This is a genomic window from Candidatus Nitrotoga sp. AM1P, assembly GCF_013168275.1.
Lineage (GTDB): Bacteria > Pseudomonadota > Gammaproteobacteria > Burkholderiales > Gallionellaceae > Nitrotoga.
The window spans coordinates 1,676,175-1,699,429 of record NZ_AP019547.1 but is presented as its reverse complement, the minus strand read 5'-3'; the positions used below and the strand labels follow the sequence as shown (position 1 = coordinate 1,699,429).

Below are 23,255 nucleotides of genomic sequence, written 5' to 3'. Positions count from 1 at the left end.
AATCAGCCAACTTGATTTTGTCAATTAATTTTAAGAGTAAGAAACAATCAATCTGGCTGACCTCTTAATTTTTATTAGGTTCTGTCGCATTTACGAAAGTATGGTGGACCCCTCCGTCAAGACAATAATGCATCGAGTTTAAGAGGGTAGCTCTTCACATGCAGCGGAATGGCGCTGCCCCAGTTTTGTTTCTGTCTTTTGTTTCTGATCAATTTCTTTTCTGGCGCCGTATTTGTCCACGATGCTTGCTCCGCCGCCGCACGCTGTCCAGTAGACCTTATCCGGGGTGCTGTAGTCCAGCGACTGGTGCGTCCTTTCCGTGTTGTAAAACACAAAGTATTCCGTCAGACCCAGCAGCAACTCCGGCATGGTGGCGTAGCCTTTCAAATACACGTCCTCATGTTTGACGCTGCGCCAGAGCCGTTCCACAAAGATATTGTCCAGTGCCCGGCCTCGCCCGTCCATGCTAATCGCGATGCTGTGCGCTTTGGGAACGTCAGTAAACACTGCACTGGTGAACTGGCAGCCTTGGTCCGTGTTGAATATCTCCGGCACACCGTAGGCCTGTATCGCTTGTTCCAGGCAGTCCACGCAGAATCCCGCATCCAGCGTATTTGACAGCCGCCATGCCAGCACCTTGCGCGAGTACCAGTCGATCACTGCAACCAGATACACAAAGCCTTGCGGCAGCCTCACATAGGTGATATCCGTACTCCACACCTGATTGGGGCAGGTCACGTTCACGCCTCTGAGCAGGTACGGGTAAATCTTGTGCTGCGGGTGCGAACGGCTGGTGTTCGGCCCGGGCGCCATGTCAGCCAATCCCAACATCACCATCAATCGCTGCACACGCTTGCGGTTGATCTTGTGACCCAAATCACGCAGGTAAATCTTGATCTTACGGCTGCCGTAAAACGGGTGACGGGTGTACTCAACGCCATCAACATCAATTCCTGCTTATCCGGCTTTGAGGCCACCGAAGGCGCATAGACAGTGGATCGCGCCACATCGGTCAGTTCACATTGCCCGGTCAGCGCCAGTGGCTCGGCGGCGCCAACCCATTGCTTGCGCACTTCTATTGGCTGATCCCGGACTTTTTTTTGAGCCAATCCAGTTCCATCTTCAATCGGCCAATTTTTGAATACAGTCGTTCCGGAGTGGACGATGGATCGATGGGTTTCGGTCTCCGCTTGGCATCAAACAGACTTCCTGCCTGCTCCTGCAATTCCTTCTTCCACAAACCAACCTGTGTGGGATGCCCCCCAAATTCCTGACCAATTTCATTCACCGTTTTGATTCCACGGGTCCCTTCGATGGCCACCTTGGCCTTGAATTTACCACTGAAATTCTTACGCTTCATTTCACTCACAACCCGCTCTTTTTACAGCAGGCTACCATCTTAATTCACTGTCCGGAAAACGGGGGGCACTATAGTCTCCGTGTAGTAATTTTAAGGATTATGTCGCTATTAGATAGCCGGGGCAGGTTGATGAACACCGATGTATGAGGTCGTGGCTTTGGTTATGGGGATGTACTACCGATTTGGCGAAACTATGTTTCGGCTCATCCGCGTCCGTAAACTGGGCAATGTGTTCACGCTGGCGGCTGTGGATACCAGCAAGGTGGAAGACTTAACGGTGTTGGTGCATACATCATTACGGTGTTGGTGCATACATCATTGGACCGTAAAGGGATTGGACATCTCTCCAATCCCGGGAGATTTGGTTTGCAGGAGTAAAATTTCGATTTTGATCTGTTGACGCCGCAAAAATTGTTGGCCGGAATTATTGAAGGCGGCAATAACAGATTACATCTGGCTTTGTAGCCAATTTTGGATGCCGACTTTTTGCATCACATCCAGTTGGGTTTCCAGCCAATCAATGTGTCCTTCAGTGTCTTCCAGAATTTTTTTAAAAATTTCGCGAGAGACATAATCGTTAGCACTTTCGCAGGCGGACATTGCAGCGACCAGATTTTCGCGTGCGGCCAGTTCTAGCTTGAGATCGCAGGCCACGCACTCCTCGGCTTTTTCGCCGATCATCAGCTTGCCGAGTTCCTGCAAATTAGGTAGACCTTCCAGAAATAAAACGCGTTCTAACAGCATATCAGCGTGCTTCATTTCTTCAATAGACTCATCATATTCATGCTTGCCCAAGCTATTGAAACCCCAGTTTTTGTACATGCGGGCATGAAGGAAATACTGGTTAATGGCAGTCAACTCGTGTTTCAGTTGACGATTGAGAAACTGAATGATTTCTGTATTGCCTTTCATGTTGGCTTCCTTAATTTATGGTCTCAACCAGATGGCTGGGTTGATGTAGCATTATTTTGACATGTTTTAAATCTGCCAGAACCTCATTCAAAACTTGCTTGGCATGACAGGCACATTTACCGCACTGCGTACCTACACCCAGACAGGTTTTTAAATCCCGCATACGACATGCGCCTTGACAGACGGCTTCACGGATGGCGGAATCGGTGATGCCCTTGCAAATACAAATATACATAATCCTAACCCTAACCCTTATCATATGCGGATCAGCTTGTTGTTGTCCAGCAATAAAACTATTTTTTGATGCTGGGCTGTCAAACTGCTCCACGACTGATTCATCTAGCAATAATGAGAATGATACTTAATAATGAACAAAACGCAACTAATTTGTTATCAGGGAGATGTTTAACGTGAGTGAAGAGGCTGGCGAGCCTCTTGCAAATGCAAGAAAGCCGAGAAAAGCAAGAAGCGCAACGCGCCTTACAGCGTGCGGTTGCTACATTCAAGTTATAATCCACACACCTACACAGCTTACATCTATTATGCAAATTACCCGAAGGCTAGAGTTTGATGCAGGCCATCGCATTCCCAGCCATGCTAGCCAGTGCCGGCATTTGCACGGTCATCGCTACGCCATTGAGATTACTCTGTCCGGCGAAATCATCACCACTGATGGTTTATCCGAACAAGGCATGGTAATGGACTACACTGAAGTGAAACGCATAGCCAAGGAACAGTTAGTGGATGCGTGGGATCATGCTTTCCTGGTATATCGCCGTGACACAGCGGTATTGGATTTTCTGAATTCACTGCCCAATCACAAAACTGTAGTTCTGGAAGTACCGCCTACCGCAGAAAATCTCGCTATGCTTGCATTCAAGCTGCTCGATAGTGCCTATCGTCATAGCTATGGGAATAACCTGCAACTGGAACGCGTGCGTATTTACGAGACACCTAATAACTGGGCAGATTGCCTGCGCAACTCAAGCTGACTTTGATGAATTGTTGATTGTGTGTTTGTACAATTTTGGCAAGATTCAACTCTTGAGCCGGGATCCCGTTTTGAAAACCCACCACACAACTGTTAGACATATGACAAGAAATATCAATGTCATACCAACGCTGATAGCCACGTTGACGTCAGCAACGTCATAAAAGCTCCATCGGAAACCACTGATCAGGTAGACCACCGGATTGAACAGTGTGATTTTTTGCCACAGGGGTGGCAGCATGCTGATCGAATAAAAACTTCCGCCTAGAAAAGTCAGTGGCGTGATGATCATCAAGGGTATGATTTGTAACTTCTCGAACCCATCAGCCCAAATACCAATAATAAAACCGAAGAGACTGAAGGTAACTGCAGTGAGCACCAGGAAAATAATCATCCACAGGGGATGCGCGATCTCGAACGAAACGAAAAGTCGAGCCGTGGCAAGAATGAGTAAGCCCAGGATGATGGACTTGGTGGCCGCAGCCCCAACATAGCCAATGACGATCTCCACATAAGAAATCGGAGCGGACAGAATTTCGTAGATAGTACCCGAGAATTTCGGCATATAAATGCCGAAAGAAGCATTGGAAATACTTTCTGTCAGCAGGGCTAGCATGATCAGACCGGGGACAATAAAGGCCCCATAACTGATACCGTCGATCTCCGTCATGCGCGAGCCGATCGCCGAGCCAAATACAACAAAATAGAGCGAGGTGGAAATAACTGGTGATGCGATGCTTTGCATCAGCGTTCGCCAGGTACGCTCCAGCTCGAAAAAATAAATTGCGCGAATAGCATAAATATTCATAATCGTCCGCTTACTAAATTAACGAAGATTTCTTCCAGTGAGCTTTGGCTGGACTGGAGATCCTTAAAGTCGATCCCATGTTTAGCAAGCTGTCGTAGAAGATCTGCGATTCCTGTCTGTTTGCCCTGGGCGTCAAAGATGTAAATCAACTCGTTGCCGTCGGCTGATAGTTCAAGTGAATATCCGGCGAGTTCCTCGGGGATGTGCGTTAGGGGAGATTGTAGATACAACTTGAGCTGTTTTTTGCCGAGCTTGTCCATCAACCTGACCTTGTCCTCCACCAGGATAATTGTGCCCTTGCTGATTATCCCGATGCGGTCAGCCATTTCCTCGGCTTCCTCAATATAATGAGTGGTCAGAATAATGGTCACGCCACTTTTTCGTAAACCCCGCACCATCTCCCACATATCACGGCGCAGTTCGACGTCAACGCCAGCTGAAGGCTCGTCGAGAAATAGAATCTGTGGTTCATGGGACAAAGCCTTGGCAATCATTACCCGACGCTTCATGCCGCCCGACAGTGTCCTGATTTTTGCATCTTTCTTGTCCCATAGGGACAGATCGCGCAGCACTTTTTCGATATAGGCCGGGTTTGGCGCTTTACCAAACAGGCCGCGACTGAATTTCACCGTGGCAAAAACAGTTTCGAAGGCATCAGTGCAAAGTTCTTGCGGCACCAAGCCGATTTTTGATCTAGCCGCGCGAAAGTCCGAAACTATGTCATAACCGTCGGCAAGTATCTTGCCCTGGCTCGGATTAACAATGCCGCAAATGACGTTAATGAGTGTCGTCTTACCGGCTCCATTCGGACCCAGCAAGGCAAATATTTCTCCACGCTGAATCTCCAGATTGATACTTTTGAGGGCCATAAAACCCGAGGCGTAGGTCTTGGTGAGATTTTCGACTGATATAACTGACTGCACGCAATCTCCTTAAATTAGTTCAATGGTTTGCTGCCTAGTCAATAATATAAGGAAAACGGCACGCCTACTGACGTGCCGCTTATGCCTACCCAACTAAATCACACTTGCGGATGCGCACGCTCTGCTTCGTTGTTCAATTTATTTAACGCATGCAAATAGGCCTTGGCGGAGGCTACCACGATATCAGTGTCTGCACCTTGGCCATTGACGATGCGACCGCCCTTGGATAGCCGCACGGTCACTTCGCCTTGTGCATCTGTACCGCTGGTGATGTTGTTTACCGAATACAGTTGTAATTCGGTGCCACTTTGCACGATTTGTTCGATGGCTTTGAACGTCGCATCTACTGGCCCCCCTCCCTGTTCCTCGGCGACTGATTCCTTTCCACCTATATTCAATCGCACCTGCGCCACAGGCAAAAGGCCCGTTTCCGAATGCGCGCGCAAGGATACCAAGCGATAATGTTCGCTAACTTGCGCTACCACGCTTTCACTGATTAAGGCTTGCAAGTCCTCATCATAAATTTCTCGCTTGCGGTCTGCCAACTCTTTGAAACGAGTAAAGGCATCGTTCACCACCTCCTCGTTGTCCAGCACGATGCCAAGTTCCTGCAAGCGAGTACGGAACGCGTTGCGACCGGAAAGTTTGCCCAAGGTTAATTTGTTCGTGCTCCAGCCAACATCTTCAGCACGCATAATTTCGTAAGTCTCGCGGTGTTTGAGCACACCGTCCTGATGAATGCCGGATTCATGGGCAAAAGCATTTGCACCGACAATCGCTTTGTTAGGCTGCACCGGATAACCGGTGATGCTGGATACAAGCTTGGAAGTTGGCACGATCTGCATGGTATCGATGCGCGAATCGCAACTGAAGACATCGCGGCGCGTCTTAACCGCCATTACGATTTCTTCCAGGCTGGCGTTTCCGGCACGTTCCCCCAAGCCATTGATAGTGCATTCAACCTGACGCGCACCGTTCATTACGGCAGCAAGAGAATTGGCTACCGCCATTCCAAGATCGTTGTGGCAATGGGTGGACCACACTACTTTCCCAGAATTCGGCACGTGCTCGATCAACTGTTTGATGCGCTCGCCCCACAAAACTGGGATGCTATAACCAACCGTATCCGGCACGTTCAGGGTTTTCGCTCCAGCTTGAATCACTGCATCGAAAATACGGACGAGAAAATCCATTTCCGAGCGCACCGCATCCTCGGCAGAAAATTCGACATCGTCGGTATATTCCGACGCGAGTTTCACCGCCTTCACCGCCGCTTCTACCACTTGGTCGGGCTGCATACGTAACTTCATTTTCATGTGGATGGGTGAAGTAGCGATAAAGATGTGAATGCGCCCCGACTTGGCTGGTTTGATCGCTTCGCCAGCAGCACGGACATCGTTTTCAGTGGCGCGCGCCAACGAGCAAATGGTAGAACTCTCGATGATTTGCGCAACGCTGCGGACTGCATTTGCATCCCCCGGACTGGCAGCAGCAAACCCTGCCTCAATAACATCAACGCCCAGCTTTTCCAATTGCCGTGCGATTCGTATCTTTTCTTCCTTAGTCATGGATGCGCCTGGGCTTTGTTCGCCATCGCGCAAGGTCGTATCAAATATTATTAATTTTTCTTTCATGCTGAACTCCATCGCAATTATTTAATTTGCATGATCCATGTCGAATAAAATTCGGCCGGATGTCATTTGCTTCAAAACTAGGGGGGAAGTATATTTAGCGCGCGACGCGCAGCAGCAGCAGTGCTGCCAGGAGGCTGGATGTAGAGTGTAATTGCAAGATGTGGCGAGAGAAGTGCATAGTTGGAATATAACGGCTTTTGTTTACTTACGCAATATTTGCGCTCTGCTCTGTTGCAAGCGTGCAAATGACACGCATCCGGCCGAACGGGCTTTCCTGGGGGGAAGCCCGCTGCACATATATTAGCTGTTACAGACTGTAATACATGTCGAATTCAACAGGATGAGTTGTCATGCGATAGCGGGTCACTTCTTCCATTTTTAACTCAATGTAGGCATCAATGAAGTCATTAGAGAATACACCACCGCGAGTCAGGAAGTCGCGATCCTTATCCAGTGCTTCCAAAGCTTGTTCGAGGCTGGAACATACGGTTGGGATTTTTGCATCTTCTTCAGGTGGCAAGTCGTACAAATTTTTGTCAGCAGGATCGCCGGGGTGAATTTTATTTTGTACGCCATCCAGGCCAGCCATCATCAAGGCGGTGAAAGCCAGATAAGAATTGGCAGTCGGGTCCGGGAAGCGAACTTCAATGCGGCGTGCCTTATCACTCTGCACGAAGGGGATGCGGATCGAGGCAGAGCGGTTTCGCGCTGAGTAAGCCAGTTTTACGGGGGCTTCGAAGCCGGGAACCAAACGCTTGTAAGAGTTAGTGCCGGGGTTGGTGATGGCGTTAAGCGCACGGGCGTGTTTGATAATCCCCCCAATATAGTACAGGGCGAATTCGGACAACCCGGCATAGCCATTGCCTGCAAACAGGTTTTTACCGTCCTTCCAGATGGATTGATGGACATGCATGCCTGAGCCGTTATCACCGACAATTGGCTTGGGCATGAAGGTTGCAGTCTTGCCATATTGATGTGCGACGTTGTGCACCACATATTTAAGCCTCTGGGTTTGATCGGCACGACGCACTAAACTGTCAAAGCGGGTGCCAATTTCACATTGCCCGGCGGTCGCCACTTCATGGTGATGTACTTCGACAGGAACACCGACTTCTTCCAATATTAAGCACATTGCGGAGCGCATGTCTTGTAGCGAATCGACTGGGGGTACTGGGAAGTAACCGCCTTTAACCGTGGGTCGATGGCCAGTGTTGCCATGATCAAATTTTTCTGCTGAGGACCAGGCTGCTTCTTCGGAATTAACCTTGCAGAAGCAGCCAGACATGTCCACTTGCCAGTTTACTGAATCAAAAATGAAAAACTCAGGTTCAGGGCCAAAGTAGCAGATATCGCCTAAGCCGGTAGATTTTAAATAGGCTTCAGCGCGCTTGGCGATAGAGCGTGGATCGCGATCGTAACCTTTGCCGTCGGAAGGTTCCACGACGTCGCAACTCATCACCAATGTGGTTTCGTCCATAAAAGGATCGAGAAAAGCGGATTCAGGATCGGCTATCAGCAGCATGTCGGATGCTTGTATGCCTTTCCAGCCTGCGATGGAAGAACCGTCAAAGGCGTGGCCGGATTCGAACCAATCATCACTATCTGACACCACATGTGCCGGGATAGTAACGTGCTGTTCTTTGCCACGGGTATCGGTAAAGCGTAGATCAACGAATTTAACTTCATTGTCTTTAAGTAACTTAAGAACATCAGCAACCGACTTTGACATAATCATTCTCTCCATAAATGTTAAGGACTAAACTAAAAAATAAACTGGAAATTGAGCAAACTTAAATTTGGGAAGCAATCACGAAGCGTTCCACTTTATATTCCAGCGCTAAAACGAGCATTTTGCCATATTCATAAGGATAAATGGATTTAAATGTGCGCTCTTTTTCGGGGCGTATGCGATGTGGATGCACTATTTTTGTGCTTGACTGATGATGTAAAGAGAAGAAACTGCAGTGAACATATCATCGTCATAATTTCGCCGAATTAGTATTTTAGAATCTTGATCGGGGTTTTATTCGCTTCAAGCTTATACTACCTTGAACAAGGTTCGGGCTGGTTGATCTGTCAGACTCACGGGTATAATGGACATTTTTTAGCCAGGAATAGAAATGAATCTAGATCGAGTTAATTCTGGTCGCGACCTTCCTAACGATTTTAACGTCATCATAGAAATACCCATGAATGCTGATCCCGTTAAATACGAAGTGGACAAGGAAACTGGCGCCATGTTTGTGGATCGTTTCATGTCCACGGCAATGCATTACCCGTGTAACTACGGTTATGTTCCACATACGTTGTCGGAAGACGGGGATCCGGTAGATATACTCGTAATTTCACCAGTACCGCTCATTACTGGTGTGGTGGTTCGCTGTAGACCAGTGGGCATGTTGAAGATGACTGATGAAGCTGGTGAGGATGCCAAGATTTTGGCGGTGCCTGTTGACAAGTTATGCAGTCTTTACCGCAAAATAAAATCGCATACTGATCTGCCGGAACTTGTGTTGTCACAAATCTCGCATTTCTTCGCTCACTATAAAGACCTGGAAATAGGTAAATGGGTCAAAATAAATGGTTGGGTCGGGGTCAAGGAAGCCAAGGCGGAAATCTTGAGTGGGGTTAAACGTTATAATTCAGCCAAGAAAAAACCGATGTTCTAATGGGGTTATTATATAAAATAATTATATAAATTATTTTAAGAAGCAAACTGAATTGAGTTAAGCGGCCATCTAAGCAAGTAAGGCGAACTATGTCTTTTTCTAAGATGCGACACACTTTAACTTTATGGTAACTGTGCTTTCTTCCTCTAACTTAATACATGGAATCTTTTCTCGGCCTGGACTTTGGCACATCTGGCGCACGCGTTTGTGTTGTGGACAAAGTCGGGGCTATTACTCATGAAGATCATGTTTTTTATCCTGGCGCCGCTTTACAAATTCATCTGAATTGGCGCGAAGCACTGCATACACTGCTCAAACGCCTACCCGCTACGATTGCAGCTGAATTACAAAGCATCGCTATTGCTGCTACTTCTGCCACAGTATTGCTATGTGATAAAGAATTGGAGCCGACTGCTCCCGCTTTGCTCTACTTCGATAATCGCGCACAAGAAGAATCGGAACAGCTAAAACAGCTTGCCCCAACGGGCCATATTGTTTGCAACGCAAGTTCAGGATTAGCTAAATTCCTGTGGCTGACAAAGCACACCGAACTTTCAAACGTAGCGTACTTTCTGCATCAGGCGGATTGGCTCGCTGCGCTACTTACCGGCCTGGGTGGCGTCAGCGATTATCATAATGCGCTCAAAAGCGGCTATGACACAGAGCGCCTGTGCTGGCCGGATTGGATTAAGAATTTACCGCATGCTAATTTGCTGCCGCAAGTTCTCGCTCCCGGAGCAAACATTTCTAATATCAGCTCATTGGTGGCACAGCATTTCAAGATTAATCCGGCGTGCAGAGTGCATGCGGGTACCACTGACAGTATTGCCTCTTTTATTGCCGCAGGCGTGCATGAACCCGGCTCAGCTGTCACTTCGCTCGGCACGACCCTGGTACTCAAGCTACTTTCGGAGCAACGTGTAGAAGCAGCGCAATATGGCGTATACAGTCATCGTTTTGGTGATTTATGGTTGGCGGGTGGTGCGTCCAATGCTGGCGGTGGCGTGCTAAGGCAATATTTTGGCGATCTGCAAATCGATGCACTTAGCCAGCGCATCGATCCGGCCATTGATAGCCAGCTTGACTATTATCCGTTGCCACGGCCTGGCGAACGTTTTCCGATTAACGATCCCACCTTGACACCACGTCTTACCCCGCGTCCTGCGGATGACGTACTGTTTTTGCACGGCTTGTTGCAAGGCTTGAGCCGCATCGAAGCAGCGGGTTACACCAAGCTCGCTGAACTTGGTGCAAGCTCGCTAAAATCCGTTACCACCACCGGCGGCGGAGCAAAAAATAAAGTATGGGAAAAAATACGCGAACGCTTGTTAGGCGTATCAGTAGCGGTAGCGGATCATACTGAGTCTGCCTATGGCGCGGCCCTGTTGGGCAAGCGTGGTTTATTAATAGGCAATCTCTAGAAAGCTCGTTGTTATTGAAGTCGTTGACATATGCTCTTTGCGAGTCGAGCCTGCCAATCTAATGGCGGTTTTGGAATGCCTGCACGTTGAGGTGTGCCCCAGATCGGGTTGGGAAAGTGTTTGTCGAGGGCATAGCGCGGAATGATGTGCCAGTGCAAGTGCGGTGTCAGGTTGCCGAGGCTGGCAAGGTTAATTTTGTCGGGCTGCATCACTACGCGTAGCGTGCTTTCCACGGCAAATACCACGTTCATGAGAGCATGCTGTTCGCCATCATTCAAGTCTGTCATTTCCTTGACGTGGCGGTTCCATATCACGCGACAGAATCCAGGATAATCGGCATCCTCAACCAGCACCACGCGACAAAGCTCGCTGCGCCATAACAGTGTTTCGCTCGTTGTTTGACAGAGTTCACAATTCATCATTTTTTCGTGCATATATTGTCAGTGATATAGAGGCAGTGCGGCGATGCGTCGCTCGATTTCGTTGGTCATTTTTATATAAGCCGGGCTGCCAATGCTGCCATAGCGGCGTTTAAATTCGATTTCCTGCATAAACTCCGGTAAATCCTTCACTTCCGGCATGATGTCAGATTCGCGCAAGCCCGCATTAAATTGCTGCTGCACTTTCAGCGCGTCATTATCACTTGTTGTGGCGAGTTCGCCTAAACGGGTGCCGGCACGATCTGCGGCGATGTCATTGAAGCTGAAGCCGCTGCCACCGCGAGAATCCGAAATTTCTTTGTATAAGCCGATAACATCCGACAGCGGGCTGCCGGCAGTAGCGGCAAGTGCCGCAGAAATCGTGAAATGCTGAGAGAAGTCTCCGCGTCCGCCCAGGGTCACAATGCGCGAAGTCGGCTTGGGCCATTGTATGGCAGCCGGAATAATGGCACCAAGCCCTTTGCCGTTTACATAAAACGCCATAACGATGATCGCGGCGCGATTTTCCGCTGCTGGATCGCCGCCGTTGTTTGTGCGTTGCGTGGCAAGTTCGAACAGCGTCCGCATCAGTTCATTTAACCGCAGGCTGCGTTTTGAACCAGGTTTGCCGGTCAGTTCGACCAGTCGCTCTTGATATGCCTTCAGTCGCTCCTGCTCCTTGGGCGGCACCAACAAGGCCTTCAGTTGATTGGGTAGCGCTTCGTTCCATTCGAAGACGATACGCAGTATGTTATCGCTTGTGCTCACATTCTTGATGACATCGGCAGCTGCCCCGTAGTCCTTATTCGCTTGCAACTGCTTAATGCCGAATTGTAGTAGCCAGTCCGCAACAAACGCGGGTACCGGTAACTTACCAATGTGTAGATATTCAAATCGTGGGAGTGCTTTCGTTTCGCGAAGTTTGGCGTCGATATTGAGATAGCGCCCGATTGGATTGGACGGTAACTCGACAGTTGCACGTATTCTGGCCATGCCTTGCTGTAAATCTATATTGGAGCTGCCCTTGCCGTAGCTATTGGCAAGATAGTTGACTACAAGGTCGAGATCTTCTTGGCTAATAGTAATGGTGCGCAGTACGCCTGCTTTCATTCTATGTGGATCGTTATGAAACAGTATGTGTTTGGCGCGGTCGATATGAGCTGGCGTAAATTGAGCAATACCCGTGATGAGCGGTTGTTTTTCGATACTTAAATAAATTGCAGATAGCAGCGCTAACCAGATAACGATGAACAGTATTAATGTAGTCCGCATTTGTTTATTTTTACTCTGTTACAAAAGTGCAAAAATCCGTTCCAAATTAAATCGGTACCACAGTCACATTATTTAATATCAATGCGACTGTGGTACCGATTTTATTTTTATAATCATGGGCGTATCTGCAACAGTAATGTTGCCCAGTTTTGCAAATGCTTAGTGCTTGACCATCCGACTGGCAGGGTTGGCGCGCAAGCATACCCTGCCAACCAACAATTCTAAAGTTAGCTACTGCTCATTTCCAGCATCAGCTGATTAATACGTTTCACGAAACTGGCTGGATCGTCAAGCTGACCGCCCTCGGCCAGCAAGGCTTGGTCAAATAATACCGAAGCCCAGTCATCAAACTTGTTTTCTTCGGCTTGCAAGCGTAATACGACCGGATGCTTGGGGTTAATTTCGAGGATAGGCTGTGACACTGGTGCTTTCTGTCCTGATGCCTTCAGTAGACGAGCCAGGTTGGAGTTTATGTCATGAACGTCCGCCACTAGACAGGCTGGCGAATCTGTCAGGCGGTGAGTTACACGTACCTCTTTGACACGCTCGCTAAGGCTGGTTTTAATCTTGTCGGTCAGCTCCTTGAATGCACCGGCATCTTTTTCCTGTTCCTGTTTTTCTGACTCGTCTTCGAGTTTGCCGAGATCCAGCCCGCCTTTTGCAACAGATACCAAATGCTTACCTTCGAATGTGGATAGATTACTTACTACCCATTCATCTACGTGATCGGTCAGTAACAGCACTTCTATGTCTTTCTTGCGGAACACTTCCAAATGCGGGCTATTCTTCGCGGCATTAAAAGTATCAGCGGTGATGTAATAAATCTTGTCCTGACCTTCCTTCATACGACTAATGTAATCGGCCAGAGAAACGGTTTCTCCTGGCGAATTAGTATAAGTAGAGGCGAGGCGCATCAAGCCAGCGATCTTGTCTTTATTAGCAAAGTCTTCGCCCACTCCTTCCTTCAGCACGCGGCCAAATACATCCCAGAACTTGGCATATTTCTCTGGATCCTTAACGGCCATATCTTCCAGTAGACCAAGCACTTTTTTCGTGCAACCAGAACGGATTGCTTCGATATCCTTTGATTCTTGCAGAATCTCGCGTGATACGTTGAGGGGGAGATCATTGGTATCAACCACACCGCGCACAAAGCGCAGGTAATGCGGCATTAGTTGGGTGGCATCGTCCATGATGAAGACGCGGCGGACATACAGCTTAATACCGTGACTCGCATCGCGCTCCCACAGATCAAAGGGTGCCCTGGCCGGTAGATATAGCAACAAAGTGTATTCCTGGCGTCCTTCTACACGCGCATGAGTCCATGCCAGCGGATCCTCATAGTCATGGCCTACATGTTTGTAAAAACCTTTGTACTCATCATCGCTGATCTCGGTTTTGGGGCGTGCCCACAGTGCAAAAGCTTGATTGATGGTCTCTTCTTCGTCCAGCACCTGCTGTGCGTTGTCTTTCCATTCCTCTTTTTTCATTAAGATAGGCTGAACGATATGGTCAGAATACTTGTGAATAATGGTGCGCAACTTTGTGCCATTTAACAAGTCTTCCTGCCCTTCGCGCAGATGCAGGGTAATAGCCGTACCCCGTGTGGCTCGCTCGACCATCTCAATGGCAAATTCTCCGCCACCGTCGGATTCCCAGCTTACCCCTTGATCGATGTTCTCTCCGGCACGGCGAGTTAACACGCTCACCTTGTCGGCGACGATAAAAGCCGAATAAAACCCCACGCCAAACTGACCGATAAGATTTGCATCCTTCTGCTGGTCTCCAGAAAGCTGAGTAAAGAATTCGCGCGTACCGGATTTGGCAATCGTGCCGAGATTGTTGATGACTTCGTCGCGGCTCATACCAATGCCATTGTCGCTAATGGTCAGCGTTTTCGCTTCTTTATCGTAGCTGACATGGATAGTCAGCTCGGAATCATTCTCAAACAAGGCTGAGTTATGCAGTCCCTCGAAGCGCAGCTTGTCGCAGGCATCGGACGCATTTGATATCAGCTCACGCAGGAAAATTTCTCGATTCGAATATAGCGAATGAATCATCAATTGCAGTAGTTGTTTTACCTCGGCCTGAAAGCCCATGGTTTCACGATTGCTGGTTACATTATCGGTCATTACTTTCTCCGTTATTTTTTAGACAGGACGTACGCATAGGTTGGGGTAGCCTTACGATTTTCAAGAGGGATTATGGGCATCTCTAGGAATTCAGATTTCATCTGCCATCTGCTTTAGCTGCTTGTCGCAAGAGTCGTCGTGCAGTGTCCGCATCGCGAGCGGCATCAATTTCCCGCATTACAGCGCCGACGTCGGCCTGCTTGTCGCTGTGTTTGAATTTGCCAGTCAGTTTGATTTCAGGGTGCAATTCACCGCTCTCATAGCGCGACCATATTTCTTTGCCATAGTAGGTAGAACGTAGTTCGGGGGCAAATTGGCCGAAGTAAATTGCCAGATTATCGACGTCTCGTTCCAACATTTTGCAGGCATTGTTGTTTGCGGCAGCATCGATTGCTTGGGGTAAATCGATGATGACCGGCCCGTTGCTGTCAACGAGGATGTTGTACTCGGAAAGGTCGCCGTGAACGATACCAGCACACAGCATGCGCACGACTTCTTTGATCAAAATTTGGTGATATTGTCGTGCGAGCTCAGCAGTCAGTACAAGATCATTGAGTCGCGGGGCGGGCTCGCCATTCGCGTCGGACACCAATTCCATCAGCAGTACGCCTTCGTAAAATCCATAGGGATGTGGAACACGCACGCCTGCAGCAGCGAGTTTGTACAAAGCATCCACCTCGGCATTTTGCCAGGCGGTTTCCCGCTCTTTACGCCCATAGCGGGTGCCTTTTTCCATGGCACGGGCCATACGGCTGTTTTTCACCTTGCGGCCTTCCGTGTAGTGAACGGCCTGATGGAAGCTGCGCTTGTTAGCTTCCTTATAAACTTTCGCGCAGCGGATATTTTCTCCACAGATCACAATATAGACATTGGCTTCTTTGCCGCTCATCAATTGACGGTCTACCTTGTCAACGATGCCATCCTGGATGAGCGGCTCAATTCTTTTTGGAGTTTTCATGTGATCAAGGTGTTACCCAGAGCGTATTTTACAATAATCTAAATAGTGTTTTAAATAGAGAGGCTTTGCTAACCTGATATTTTAAAGGGAGGGCTGGTATTCAATAAATTCCAATGCATTATCATCCGGGTCGCGGCAGAATAAGGCAGAGCGGCCGGACATACTTATCGTGTAGTCTATCGTGGCTGTATCCAATTTCTGCATTAATGCATTCAGATTGCTTACCGACAGGGCTATATGGCGGTCGCGTCCTCCGTGCGCTGGACGTTGCAGGTTTGCTTCCGGATTAGGAAGTTGCATGAGATGGATTTGTTGATGTACGCCCACGTTATACCACACGCCGGGAAAGCTCATCTCTGGGCGTTTGCTATCAGGTACCAGTCCCAGAATATTTTCATAAAAGATGCGCGCTCTATTCAGGTCTGCCACCAAAAAGGTGGCATGTAGCAGGTGAGTGATTTGCATAAGTTTTAGTGGTGTCCTGCATTATGCATAATGTCTAAGAGGGATACTGTCATTTTTATTCAGTATATTATGCGCAATAGATCAAAATAAAAAAGCGATCAGTCATCGATATTTAAGATGCCGGTTAGAGGATAGAAATGAAACTATGTCGGTAAAAAAATTTGATATGAACAAGATGTTGATGTTTTAACAATCGTGGCAAAAAACATTATATAAAATATTGCAGTTACATTGTCTGCTTTATACACAGGTCAAACTAATGGAATAAAATCTTGGCTATCTATAAATTGTTACTGCCTTGATAAATTTTTACTGGATTGATATAGGTACAACGAGCTAAATTTAATTAATCCTAAGGAGAGCATTATCATGAAAACCGGCACTCCCCAGCCGTTGGCAGATATACCAGCCGTGCCAGGCAATTCAGATGCACAAATTCAAGCCCGATATTCCATATCAGCGGATGGCAACGAAGTTGCCGACAGTAAAACCGGCCTGATCTGGCGACGTTGTCCAGAAGGTATGACGTTCAGCAGTAGTGGTTGTAGCGGGGTTGCAGCTGCTTATACTTGGGATCAGTCGCTGGCCTTGGCCAACGATGTAGCGTTGGCTAGTGGTAAGTCATGGCGTCTTCCCAATGTAAAAGAACTTTCAAGCATTGTAGATGCCAGTCTTGGAAATCCGGCGATTGATACGCACGCCTTTCCCGGGACACCTGCAACGCCTTTCTGGTCGGCTTCGCCGGTGGAGAATAATCCGTTAAAGGCTTGGTATGTCATGTTTTATGGTGGCTTTATGAACACTTACGTCTGTGGCGGTAAGCTTCAGGTACGCTTAGTGCGTTCTGGTCAGTGATGCACAGCGTTGGGGAAAGTGCGAAACGAAGTGACTCTAGAGTAGAATTGAACATTGACAAGATATCGTAATTATTTTACAACTACGCGTTATCCTATAGAGCGCAGCGTAGTTAAGTCGTTGTAGTGATTATTATATTTTTTGCAAAGCGCAGGTAATCCCTGTTAACTGATAACTAACTGATAGAAAGAAGATCAAATATGCAGAATGAAACTGATAACCAGCCGCAGGTAGACAATTCAGATGAGCAACCGCCAGCACGATTTGTCATTTCTGAGGATGGTACTGAAGTGACAGACAATAAAACTGGCCTAATCTGGCGACGTTGCCCAGAAGGTATGACAGCCAGTATCGATGGCTGCACTGGGATTCCTGGTGTATATGATTTGGAAGCGGCGTTGGCATTGGCTAAAAGCGAAGCAAAAGCCACGCGTCAAGCTTGGCGCTTGCCTAAAGTAGAAGAGCTGTCGAGCATCGTGGATACGAGCCGTAGAGATCCGTCAATTGACACAGCCGTCTTTCCCGGGACGCCAGGATCACCTTTTTTTACAGCTTCGCCAGACGGCGCCTTATCCTGGTTTGTCAGTTTCTACGTTGGCAAGGTGTTTAGCGAATATAGCGCCGTTCCTAATCACGTAAGATTAGTACGTTCCAGTTAACAGCCGTTTTTAAATGTTGAGATCAGGAAATATCAAGTTATATCGGCTATGAAATACAACCAGTGTATCTCGAATTAAATTCAATTAATTTCTTATAAGAATGTTCAATGCCACGGTTTGTATCTAAACGATTTTTGTATCTTTAAAGATATAAGCCGTGGCTTTAACTAAGCGGGACATTTCGATATTCATGAAAGCGGAAGATGTGCTCGATAACGGGCATGGAAAAAATTTCAGAAAAACGAGTGAATTAACGATCTCTAAAACATACCGCCCTTAATTTCCTTTCAACCTTTGTTGGAGTCTTTGCCATGCGCCTTGACCTTCGGCTGTTCTGCACCTTAGTTTGGCAGTTGCATCGACTGGTCAGTGTCACTCATCCCGTAAAAAAAATATGAAAGATATGCCCATTTTGGGGCTACCACTGATTTTGCTGGGCGCCCTGTGGGGAGCTGTCAGTATCGTTTTGCAGTCTTATCAGATGATCAATGCCAAGCGGGATCAGATCATGGTGCTTATCGAGTGCAAGAAGGCCTTTGCGGGGAAGCTGACAAATGCAGCGGGAGATTTTGTGGCTGCACCGGCCAAAGTACTCGATCAGTGCCAGTCATGTTGTTACGGGAAAGAACTCCAGCCGATTGATTTGTATTTCTCCAACCTTCTCCCGCTTTCCCTTGGACTCTGTCTGTTTCTCGCCATAGTTTCCTTCGCGGTCGTGTGTATTCCAACCTACCTGAATTCAGGCGACGCCGATTTTATGCGGAGAGTGCGTCGGATTAGCTGGATTACCGCATCGCTGCCTCTCTTCTCGCTCTTTGCGTTCGCCGTAGGCATGTTTTTCGATGTCTATCTATTTCTGTTTAAGCTAGGCGATTGGGTCTTGCCAAAATGAGATCAGGTTTTATGTTAGCGGCTACACAGTGGTTTATGACAATGTTTGGCGGCATTGTGTTAGCAGTTAACTCCGGCTGTGCTGTCCTTGACAAGAGCACGCCTGCTTGGCGAGATTACCCGGTAACCTTGAAAGGTGAGCCGCACATTGATTTGCACGTGGAAACGTCAGGTTCGGGTAAGCCGGTATTGCTAATTCACGGCTTCGGCAACAGCGTCTATGTTTGGCGTCATTTGGCTCCTGCGCTGGCCCAACAAAACCGGGTGATCGCAATTGACCTGAAGGGTTTTGGTGACTCTCCAAAACCGGACGATGAGCGTTATTCGGTCTACGAACAAGCACGGTTGATCCGCGATTACGTAGTGGATAACGATCTGAAAGATGTAACGATTGTGGGACACTCCCTCGGCGGCGGTATTGCGCTGGTGGCTTCGCTCTACCTGCAACAATCGGCCCCTGATCGACAGAGAGGCTTGGTGTTGATCGACGGTATCGCGTACCCGCAGCAAATGCCCATGTTCATTCGTTTACTTGCCACCCCTATACTTGGGCCGTTGGCCGTGAGATTGATCCCGCCTGAAATTCAAATTCGAGAGGTGATGAAATTAGTGTATGCAAAAAATTCGGCCGTGCCCGAGGATGCGGTTAAGGTCTACGCCAAGGCCTTGAAGACACCTGAGGGTCGTCATGCCGCAGTAACCAGCGCACGTCAGATCCAGCCGCCGGACCTGGAAGACCTTTCTCTACAGTATCCAAATCTCCGGGTGCCGACTCTCATCGTTTGGGGTAGGCAGGACAGGATTGTTCCGGTCAGCGTCGGCGAGCGACTCCACCAGGCGATCCCCGGCTCACGGTTGTTTGTGATCGACGACAGCGGCCATTCCCCAGCGGAAGAGCGACCGCAGGTACTCCTGCCTGTAGTGGAGTCCTTCCTGCGTACTCCTGCAACGACAGATTAATAGCCCTCGGCATTACTCACGCTGTACATCATGCGGTCAGCTTAGAGTTTTTTCGCGGCGTATTCAACGGTGCTGCAGAAATCGATTAGCCGTACGGAACTGAAAATACCCTAGCTGATGACATATCTGTGTACAAGATTCCGAGATAACGACTGTTATGCATTTGCACAAATTGAAGTTGGTACTGGTAAAAACCTATAAAATACCAATCCATCGGTAATTTTTGTTGAGGTTGATCTATTATGCGTATCACCCAAAAAGGGCTAACTTTTGATGATGTCCTGCTGATTCCGGCACACTCCAATGTATTGCCGCGTGATGTCAGTTTGCGTACCCAGCTTACCCGCAACATTACCTTGAATATTCCTCTGCTATCCGCTGCCATGGATACCGTTACTGAGGCGCGTCTGGCAATAGCTTTGGCGCAGGAAGGGGGGATCGGCATCGTACACAAAAATATGACCGCCAAGCAGCAGGCTGCTGAGGTATCCAAGGTTAAGCGTTTTGAAAGTGGGATGGTGAAGGACCCCATTACCGTCACACCCGGGATGACAGTACGCGATGTGCTGAACCTCACTCGCCAGCATAATATTTCCGGATTGCCGGTGGTGCAGGGGAAGCAGGTGGTCGGTATTGTGACTAACCGTGATTTGCGTTTTGAAAGTAACCTGGATCAACCCATCCAAAATATCATGACACCGCGAGAACGGTTGATCACGGTAAAGGAAAACGCCAGCCGGGATGAGGCGCGCGGATTGATGCATCAGCATCGTATTGAACGTGTACTGGTAGTGAATGATGCGTTTGAGCTGTGTGGCTTATTTACCGTAAAGGATATTCTTAAATCCAGCGAACATCCGCTGGCGTGCAAAGATGAACTGGGACGTTTGCGCGTGGGTGCCGCGATCGGAGTGGGCGAAGGCACGGACGAACGCGCTACTTTATTGGTAGAAGCCGGAGTGGATGTTCTCATAGTCGATACCGCTCATGGTCATGCACAGGGCGTACTGGATCGTGTTAAGTGGGTAAAGAAAAATTTTCCGAACGTGGATGTGATTGGCGGAAATATTGCTACTGCCGCCGCCGCCAAGGCCCTTGTGGATCATGGCGCAGACGGCGTTAAAGTCGGAATTGGCCCCGGCTCGATTTGCACTACGCGCATGGTCGCGGGTATCGGCGTGCCGCAAATATCGGCTATCCAGAATGTGGCGGACGCACTGCAAGGCTCCGGTATAGCGCTCATTGCAGACGGTGGAGTGCGCTATTCCGGCGACATCGCAAAGGCGATTGCAGCAGGTGCGCACGTCGTGATGTTGGGTGGACTGTTTGCCGGGACAGAAGAAGCGCCCGGTGAGGTGGAGTTGTTCCAGGGCCGTTCCTATAAATCCTATCGCGGCATGGGCAGTTTAGGCGCGATGCAGCAGGGTTCCAGTGATCGTTATTTTCAGGATAGCGAAGCCAATCAAGAAAAATTGGTGCCTGAGGGAGTGGAAGGACGCGTGCCTTACAAGGGTAGCGTGTTGGCGGTTATCCACCAACTAATGGGGGGGCTACGTGCCAGTATGGGCTATCTGGGTTGCCCGGATGTCGCCACAATGCATACCAAGGCTGAATTTGTGCAAATAACGTCTGCCGGTATCCGTGAATCACATGTCCACGACGTGCAGATCACCAAGGAAGCACCGAATTACCATATTGATTAGTTGTGGTTAGCGATTAGTTATTAGCTGTGGTGAAAATGGCTGAATACCGTAAGCTGAAAATTTGGTAGAGGCCAATCGCTCTGTCTGTGGGCTGGTAACACTTGTCGCACCCAACAAAGAATTAATAATCTACTCTTAATAACTTACCCTGATAATTTTATGTCCCATCAAAAAATTCTGATCCTTGACTTTGGATCGCAATACAGCCAGCTCATAGCGCGCTGCGTGCGCGAATCTCATGTTTACTGTGAGTTGCATCCATTCGATGTAGGTGATGAATTCATTCGCGATTTCAAGCCGGCAGGCATCATTCTTTCGGGCGGCCCTAATTCAGTGACGGAAGGTGATGCTCCGCGTGCACCGCAAGTAGTATTTGAACTGGGCGTGCCGGTGCTGGGTATTTGCTACGGTATGCAAACCATGGCCGCGCAATTGGGTGGAGAAGTGGAAATCGGCCAGGTGCGCGAATTTGGCTATGCGGAAATTCGTGCACGCGGCCATTCAAAATTATTTCGCGATATTCAGGATCGTAACAACGAGGCAGGCCACGGCTTGCTGGACGTATGGATGAGCCACGGCGACAAGGTCACTTTGCTGCCGCCGGGTTTCATGGTGATTGCTTCCAATGCAATCACGCAAATTGCCGGTATGGCCGATGAAGCACGCCGTTTCTACTCCGTACAATTTCATCCGGAAGTGACCCACACTCCGCAAGGGAAAGCGATAATCAGCCGCTTTGTGCATGATATTTGCGGCTGCGGGCAGGACTGGAATATGCCCGATTACATCGGTGAGGCGATAGAAAAAATCCGCGACCAAGTCGGTCAGGAAGAAGTCATCCTTGGCCTGTCCGGCGGAGTGGATTCTTCTGTGGCAGCCGCATTGTTGCATCGTGCCATCAGCACCCAACTCACCTGCGTATTTGTGGACAATGGCCTGTTGCGCTTGAATGAAGCCAAGCAAGTTATGGAAACTTTTGCTAAAAATCTGGGCGTGAAAGTTATCCACGTTGATGCTGGCGCGGAATTCATGAAACATTTGGCAGGTGTATCTGATCCAGAGCAAAAACGCAAAATTATCGGGCGCGAATTTGTCGAAGTATTCCAGCGCGAAGCTGCCAAATTGCCACAGGCTAAATGGCTGGCGCAAGGCACGATTTATCCTGACGTGATCGAATCGGCTGGCGCCAAAACAAAAAAGGCACACGCCATCAAATCGCATCACAACGTCGGTGGCTTGCCCGATACCTTGCATCTTAAGCTGCTGGAACCGTTGCGCGAACTGTTCAAGGACGAAGTGCGCGAACTCGGCGTGGCGCTCGGCCTGCCGCGTGACATGGTGTACCGCCACCCATTCCCGGGGCCGGGGTTGGGTGTACGCATCCTCGGCGAAGTCAAGCGAGAGTACGCCGACTTGTTGCGCCGTGCTGATGCAATCTTCATTGAAGAGCTACATACGTCCGGCTGGTATGAGAAAACCGCACAGGCATTTGTTGTATTCCTGCCGGTAAAGTCGGTGGGCGTGATGGGCGATGGTCGAACTTATGAATGGGTGGTGGCGCTACGTGCGGTGCAAACACAGGACTTCATGACCGCACATTGGGCAGAATTGCCACATGCCCTACTGGCCAAAATATCTAACCGCATTATTAATGAAGTGCGAGGCATTAACCGCGTGGTTTATGATATTTCCGGGAAGCCGCCTGCGACTATTGAGTGGGAATAGAGGTTAGGTATAGTTGCTTGTTATTAAACGATAAATTTTTAAAAATTGATATTTTATTTCAATAAATTTGGTTAAAAACCACCGTCTTTAGACGGTGACTTTAAAATTGCTTGACTGAATCATGGCATTGCAAAAACTTGCAAGACGAAATTATGCACAGGGCAATGAATAGAAATTAGGTCTTTAATTATAAGTACCAAGCTATATCAAGGCGGTTCCTGATACCGTCAGTAAATATTAAGTAGCTGTTCTGACCTCTCTGAATGTACCGGAGCGATTGAATATCGAAAACATGAGATGAGACGGCTTCAGTTTCCTTTTGCGTTGGCTGGCTTTCTGTTTCTGTTAGGGCTGGCTGGCGTAGTCACAGTTGCGTCGGCTGGAACCGAGAAATATGACTATGACCCATTGGGGCGGCTGATTCGTTTCATCAACCCGCAAGGGCTGATTACCCGTTATATCTACGATGGAGTTGGAAATATTCTTAGGGTGTAAGGT

General features: G+C 48.5%; 21 protein-coding genes and 1 pseudogene. 10 read left to right on the top strand and 12 right to left on the bottom strand.

Annotated elements, in window-relative coordinates; all coding sequences use genetic code 11:
• Positions 1-207 precede the first annotated feature (207 nt).
• The 3 genes and pseudogenes from W01_RS07505 to W01_RS07495 form a co-directional block, all read right to left on the bottom strand.
• A pseudogene (locus tag W01_RS07505) lies at positions 208-1,369 on the bottom strand (IS3 family transposase); the annotation flags it as partial.
• A gap of 438 nt (positions 1,370-1,807) precedes the next feature.
• Positions 1,808-2,272, bottom strand: coding sequence for a bacterioferritin (gene bfr / locus W01_RS07500; protein WP_173053477.1), 465 nt, complete (start codon positions 2,270-2,272; stop codon positions 1,808-1,810).
• A gap of 10 nt (positions 2,273-2,282) precedes the next feature.
• Entirely contained in the window at positions 2,283-2,600 is a 318-nt protein-coding gene (locus W01_RS07495) for a bacterioferritin-associated ferredoxin (protein ID WP_242006906.1), read from the bottom strand.
• A 214-nt stretch (positions 2,601-2,814) separates the two neighbouring features.
• Between W01_RS07495 and queD the strand changes: the two genes are divergently transcribed.
• Complete coding sequence (gene queD, locus W01_RS07490; RefSeq protein ID WP_173053475.1) at positions 2,815-3,264, top strand: 6-carboxytetrahydropterin synthase QueD; 450 nt, start codon at positions 2,815-2,817, stop codon at positions 3,262-3,264.
• Positions 3,265-3,309: 45 nt separating this feature from the next.
• Here queD and W01_RS07485 read toward each other — a convergent pair whose 3' ends face one another.
• The 4 genes from W01_RS07485 to glnA all read right to left on the bottom strand — a co-directional run bounded on the left by W01_RS07485 (position 3,310) and on the right by glnA (position 8,357).
• Positions 3,310-4,071, bottom strand: coding sequence for an ABC transporter permease (locus W01_RS07485; RefSeq protein ID WP_173053473.1), 762 nt, complete (start codon positions 4,069-4,071; stop codon positions 3,310-3,312).
• Entirely contained in the window at positions 4,068-4,994 is a 927-nt protein-coding gene (locus W01_RS07480) for an ABC transporter ATP-binding protein (RefSeq protein ID WP_173053471.1), read from the bottom strand. The genes W01_RS07485 and W01_RS07480 overlap by 4 nt, the downstream gene beginning before the upstream one ends.
• A 98-nt stretch (positions 4,995-5,092) precedes the next feature.
• Positions 5,093-6,628, bottom strand: a complete 1,536-nt coding sequence (locus W01_RS07475; protein ID WP_173053469.1) for a 2-isopropylmalate synthase — start codon at positions 6,626-6,628, stop codon at positions 5,093-5,095.
• A gap of 307 nt (positions 6,629-6,935) precedes the next feature.
• Positions 6,936-8,357 (bottom strand): type I glutamate--ammonia ligase, encoded by a 1,422-nt coding sequence (gene glnA, locus W01_RS07470; RefSeq protein WP_173053467.1) that lies wholly within the window; start codon positions 8,355-8,357, stop codon positions 6,936-6,938.
• A gap of 391 nt (positions 8,358-8,748) precedes the next feature.
• Here glnA and ppa point away from each other — a divergent pair, with 391 nt between their 5' ends.
• Both ppa and W01_RS07460 read left to right on the top strand, forming a co-directional pair.
• Complete coding sequence (gene ppa / locus W01_RS07465) at positions 8,749-9,297, top strand: inorganic diphosphatase (protein WP_173053465.1); 549 nt, start codon at positions 8,749-8,751, stop codon at positions 9,295-9,297.
• A gap of 158 nt (positions 9,298-9,455) precedes the next feature.
• Positions 9,456-10,718 (top strand): FGGY-family carbohydrate kinase, encoded by a 1,263-nt coding sequence (locus W01_RS07460; RefSeq protein WP_173053463.1) that lies wholly within the window; start codon positions 9,456-9,458, stop codon positions 10,716-10,718.
• An 11-nt stretch (positions 10,719-10,729) separates the two neighbouring features.
• On the opposite strand, the gene W01_RS07455 is transcribed toward W01_RS07460, so the two are convergent.
• The 5 genes from W01_RS07455 to W01_RS07435 form a co-directional block, all read right to left on the bottom strand.
• Positions 10,730-11,137 (bottom strand): HIT family protein, encoded by a 408-nt coding sequence (locus tag W01_RS07455; RefSeq protein ID WP_445082525.1) that lies wholly within the window; start codon positions 11,135-11,137, stop codon positions 10,730-10,732.
• Positions 11,138-11,158: 21 nt separating this feature from the next.
• On the bottom strand, positions 11,159-12,409 hold the full coding sequence (locus W01_RS07450) for a hypothetical protein (protein ID WP_173053459.1): 1,251 nt from the start codon (positions 12,407-12,409) through the stop codon (positions 11,159-11,161).
• Positions 12,410-12,636: 227 nt separating this feature from the next.
• Complete coding sequence (gene htpG / locus W01_RS07445; protein ID WP_173053457.1) at positions 12,637-14,541, bottom strand: molecular chaperone HtpG; 1,905 nt, start codon at positions 14,539-14,541, stop codon at positions 12,637-12,639.
• 97 nt (positions 14,542-14,638) lie between these two features.
• Positions 14,639-15,499 carry a PA4780 family RIO1-like protein kinase gene (locus tag W01_RS07440; RefSeq protein ID WP_173053455.1) on the bottom strand — a complete coding sequence of 287 codons (861 nt, stop codon included), beginning with the start codon at positions 15,497-15,499 and terminating at the stop codon, positions 14,639-14,641.
• Between the two features lie 81 nt (positions 15,500-15,580).
• Positions 15,581-15,964, bottom strand: a complete 384-nt coding sequence (locus W01_RS07435; protein WP_173053453.1) for a VOC family protein — start codon at positions 15,962-15,964, stop codon at positions 15,581-15,583.
• Between the two features lie 369 nt (positions 15,965-16,333).
• Here W01_RS07435 and W01_RS07430 point away from each other — a divergent pair, with 369 nt between their 5' ends.
• From W01_RS07430 to W01_RS07400, 7 genes are all read left to right on the top strand, one after another.
• Entirely contained in the window at positions 16,334-16,819 is a 486-nt protein-coding gene (locus W01_RS07430; protein WP_173053451.1) for an Lcl C-terminal domain-containing protein, read from the top strand.
• Between the two features lie 200 nt (positions 16,820-17,019).
• Positions 17,020-17,478, top strand: a complete 459-nt coding sequence (locus tag W01_RS07425; protein WP_173053449.1) for an Lcl C-terminal domain-containing protein — start codon at positions 17,020-17,022, stop codon at positions 17,476-17,478.
• Positions 17,479-17,872: 394 nt separating this feature from the next.
• Complete coding sequence (locus W01_RS07420) at positions 17,873-18,370, top strand: hypothetical protein (protein WP_173053447.1); 498 nt, start codon at positions 17,873-17,875, stop codon at positions 18,368-18,370.
• The gene (locus W01_RS07415; protein ID WP_173053445.1) at positions 18,367-19,329 is read left to right on the top strand and encodes an alpha/beta fold hydrolase; all 963 of its coding nucleotides are present in this window, start codon (positions 18,367-18,369) and stop codon (positions 19,327-19,329) included. The genes W01_RS07420 and W01_RS07415 overlap by 4 nt, the downstream gene beginning before the upstream one ends.
• A gap of 242 nt (positions 19,330-19,571) precedes the next feature.
• Positions 19,572-21,032: an IMP dehydrogenase gene (gene guaB, locus W01_RS07410; RefSeq protein WP_173053443.1), complete on the top strand. Its 1,461-nt coding sequence runs from the start codon at positions 19,572-19,574 to the stop codon at positions 21,030-21,032.
• A gap of 159 nt (positions 21,033-21,191) precedes the next feature.
• Entirely contained in the window at positions 21,192-22,757 is a 1,566-nt protein-coding gene (gene guaA, locus W01_RS07405; RefSeq protein ID WP_173053442.1) for a glutamine-hydrolyzing GMP synthase, read from the top strand.
• Positions 22,758-23,054: 297 nt separating this feature from the next.
• On the top strand, positions 23,055-23,252 hold the full coding sequence (locus tag W01_RS07400) for an RHS repeat domain-containing protein (protein WP_173053440.1): 198 nt from the start codon (positions 23,055-23,057) through the stop codon (positions 23,250-23,252).
• Positions 23,253-23,255: the final 3 nt, after the last annotated feature.

What these genes read in the sequence shown, in the direction of transcription:
- guaA (WP_173053442.1), top strand. Translation starts at nt 21,192, where the DNA reads ATGTCCCATCAAAAAATTCTGATCCTTGACTTTGGATCGCAATACAGC.
- W01_RS07485 (WP_173053473.1), bottom strand. Translation starts at nt 4,071, where the DNA reads ATGAATATTTATGCTATTCGCGCAATTTATTTTTTCGAGCTGGAGCGT.
- W01_RS07450 (WP_173053459.1), bottom strand. Translation starts at nt 12,409, where the DNA reads ATGCGGACTACATTAATACTGTTCATCGTTATCTGGTTAGCGCTGCTA.
- W01_RS07455 (WP_445082525.1), bottom strand. Translation starts at nt 11,137, where the DNA reads ATGAATTGTGAACTCTGTCAAACAACGAGCGAAACACTGTTATGGCGC.
- htpG (WP_173053457.1), bottom strand. Translation starts at nt 14,541, where the DNA reads ATGACCGATAATGTAACCAGCAATCGTGAAACCATGGGCTTTCAGGCC.
- W01_RS07400 (WP_173053440.1), top strand. Translation starts at nt 23,055, where the DNA reads ATGAGACGGCTTCAGTTTCCTTTTGCGTTGGCTGGCTTTCTGTTTCTG.
- glnA (WP_173053467.1), bottom strand. Translation starts at nt 8,357, where the DNA reads ATGTCAAAGTCGGTTGCTGATGTTCTTAAGTTACTTAAAGACAATGAA.
- W01_RS07475 (WP_173053469.1), bottom strand. Translation starts at nt 6,628, where the DNA reads ATGAAAGAAAAATTAATAATATTTGATACGACCTTGCGCGATGGCGAA.
- W01_RS07460 (WP_173053463.1), top strand. Translation starts at nt 9,456, where the DNA reads ATGGAATCTTTTCTCGGCCTGGACTTTGGCACATCTGGCGCACGCGTT.
- W01_RS07430 (WP_173053451.1), top strand. Translation starts at nt 16,334, where the DNA reads ATGAAAACCGGCACTCCCCAGCCGTTGGCAGATATACCAGCCGTGCCA.
- guaB (WP_173053443.1), top strand. Translation starts at nt 19,572, where the DNA reads ATGCGTATCACCCAAAAAGGGCTAACTTTTGATGATGTCCTGCTGATT.
- bfr (WP_173053477.1), bottom strand. Translation starts at nt 2,272, where the DNA reads ATGAAAGGCAATACAGAAATCATTCAGTTTCTCAATCGTCAACTGAAA.
- W01_RS07425 (WP_173053449.1), top strand. Translation starts at nt 17,020, where the DNA reads ATGCAGAATGAAACTGATAACCAGCCGCAGGTAGACAATTCAGATGAG.
- queD (WP_173053475.1), top strand. Translation starts at nt 2,815, where the DNA reads ATGCAAATTACCCGAAGGCTAGAGTTTGATGCAGGCCATCGCATTCCC.
- W01_RS07415 (WP_173053445.1), top strand. Translation starts at nt 18,367, where the DNA reads ATGAGATCAGGTTTTATGTTAGCGGCTACACAGTGGTTTATGACAATG.
- W01_RS07420 (WP_173053447.1), top strand. Translation starts at nt 17,873, where the DNA reads ATGAAAGATATGCCCATTTTGGGGCTACCACTGATTTTGCTGGGCGCC.
- W01_RS07435 (WP_173053453.1), bottom strand. Translation starts at nt 15,964, where the DNA reads ATGCAAATCACTCACCTGCTACATGCCACCTTTTTGGTGGCAGACCTG.
- W01_RS07440 (WP_173053455.1), bottom strand. Translation starts at nt 15,499, where the DNA reads ATGAAAACTCCAAAAAGAATTGAGCCGCTCATCCAGGATGGCATCGTT.
- ppa (WP_173053465.1), top strand. Translation starts at nt 8,749, where the DNA reads ATGAATCTAGATCGAGTTAATTCTGGTCGCGACCTTCCTAACGATTTT.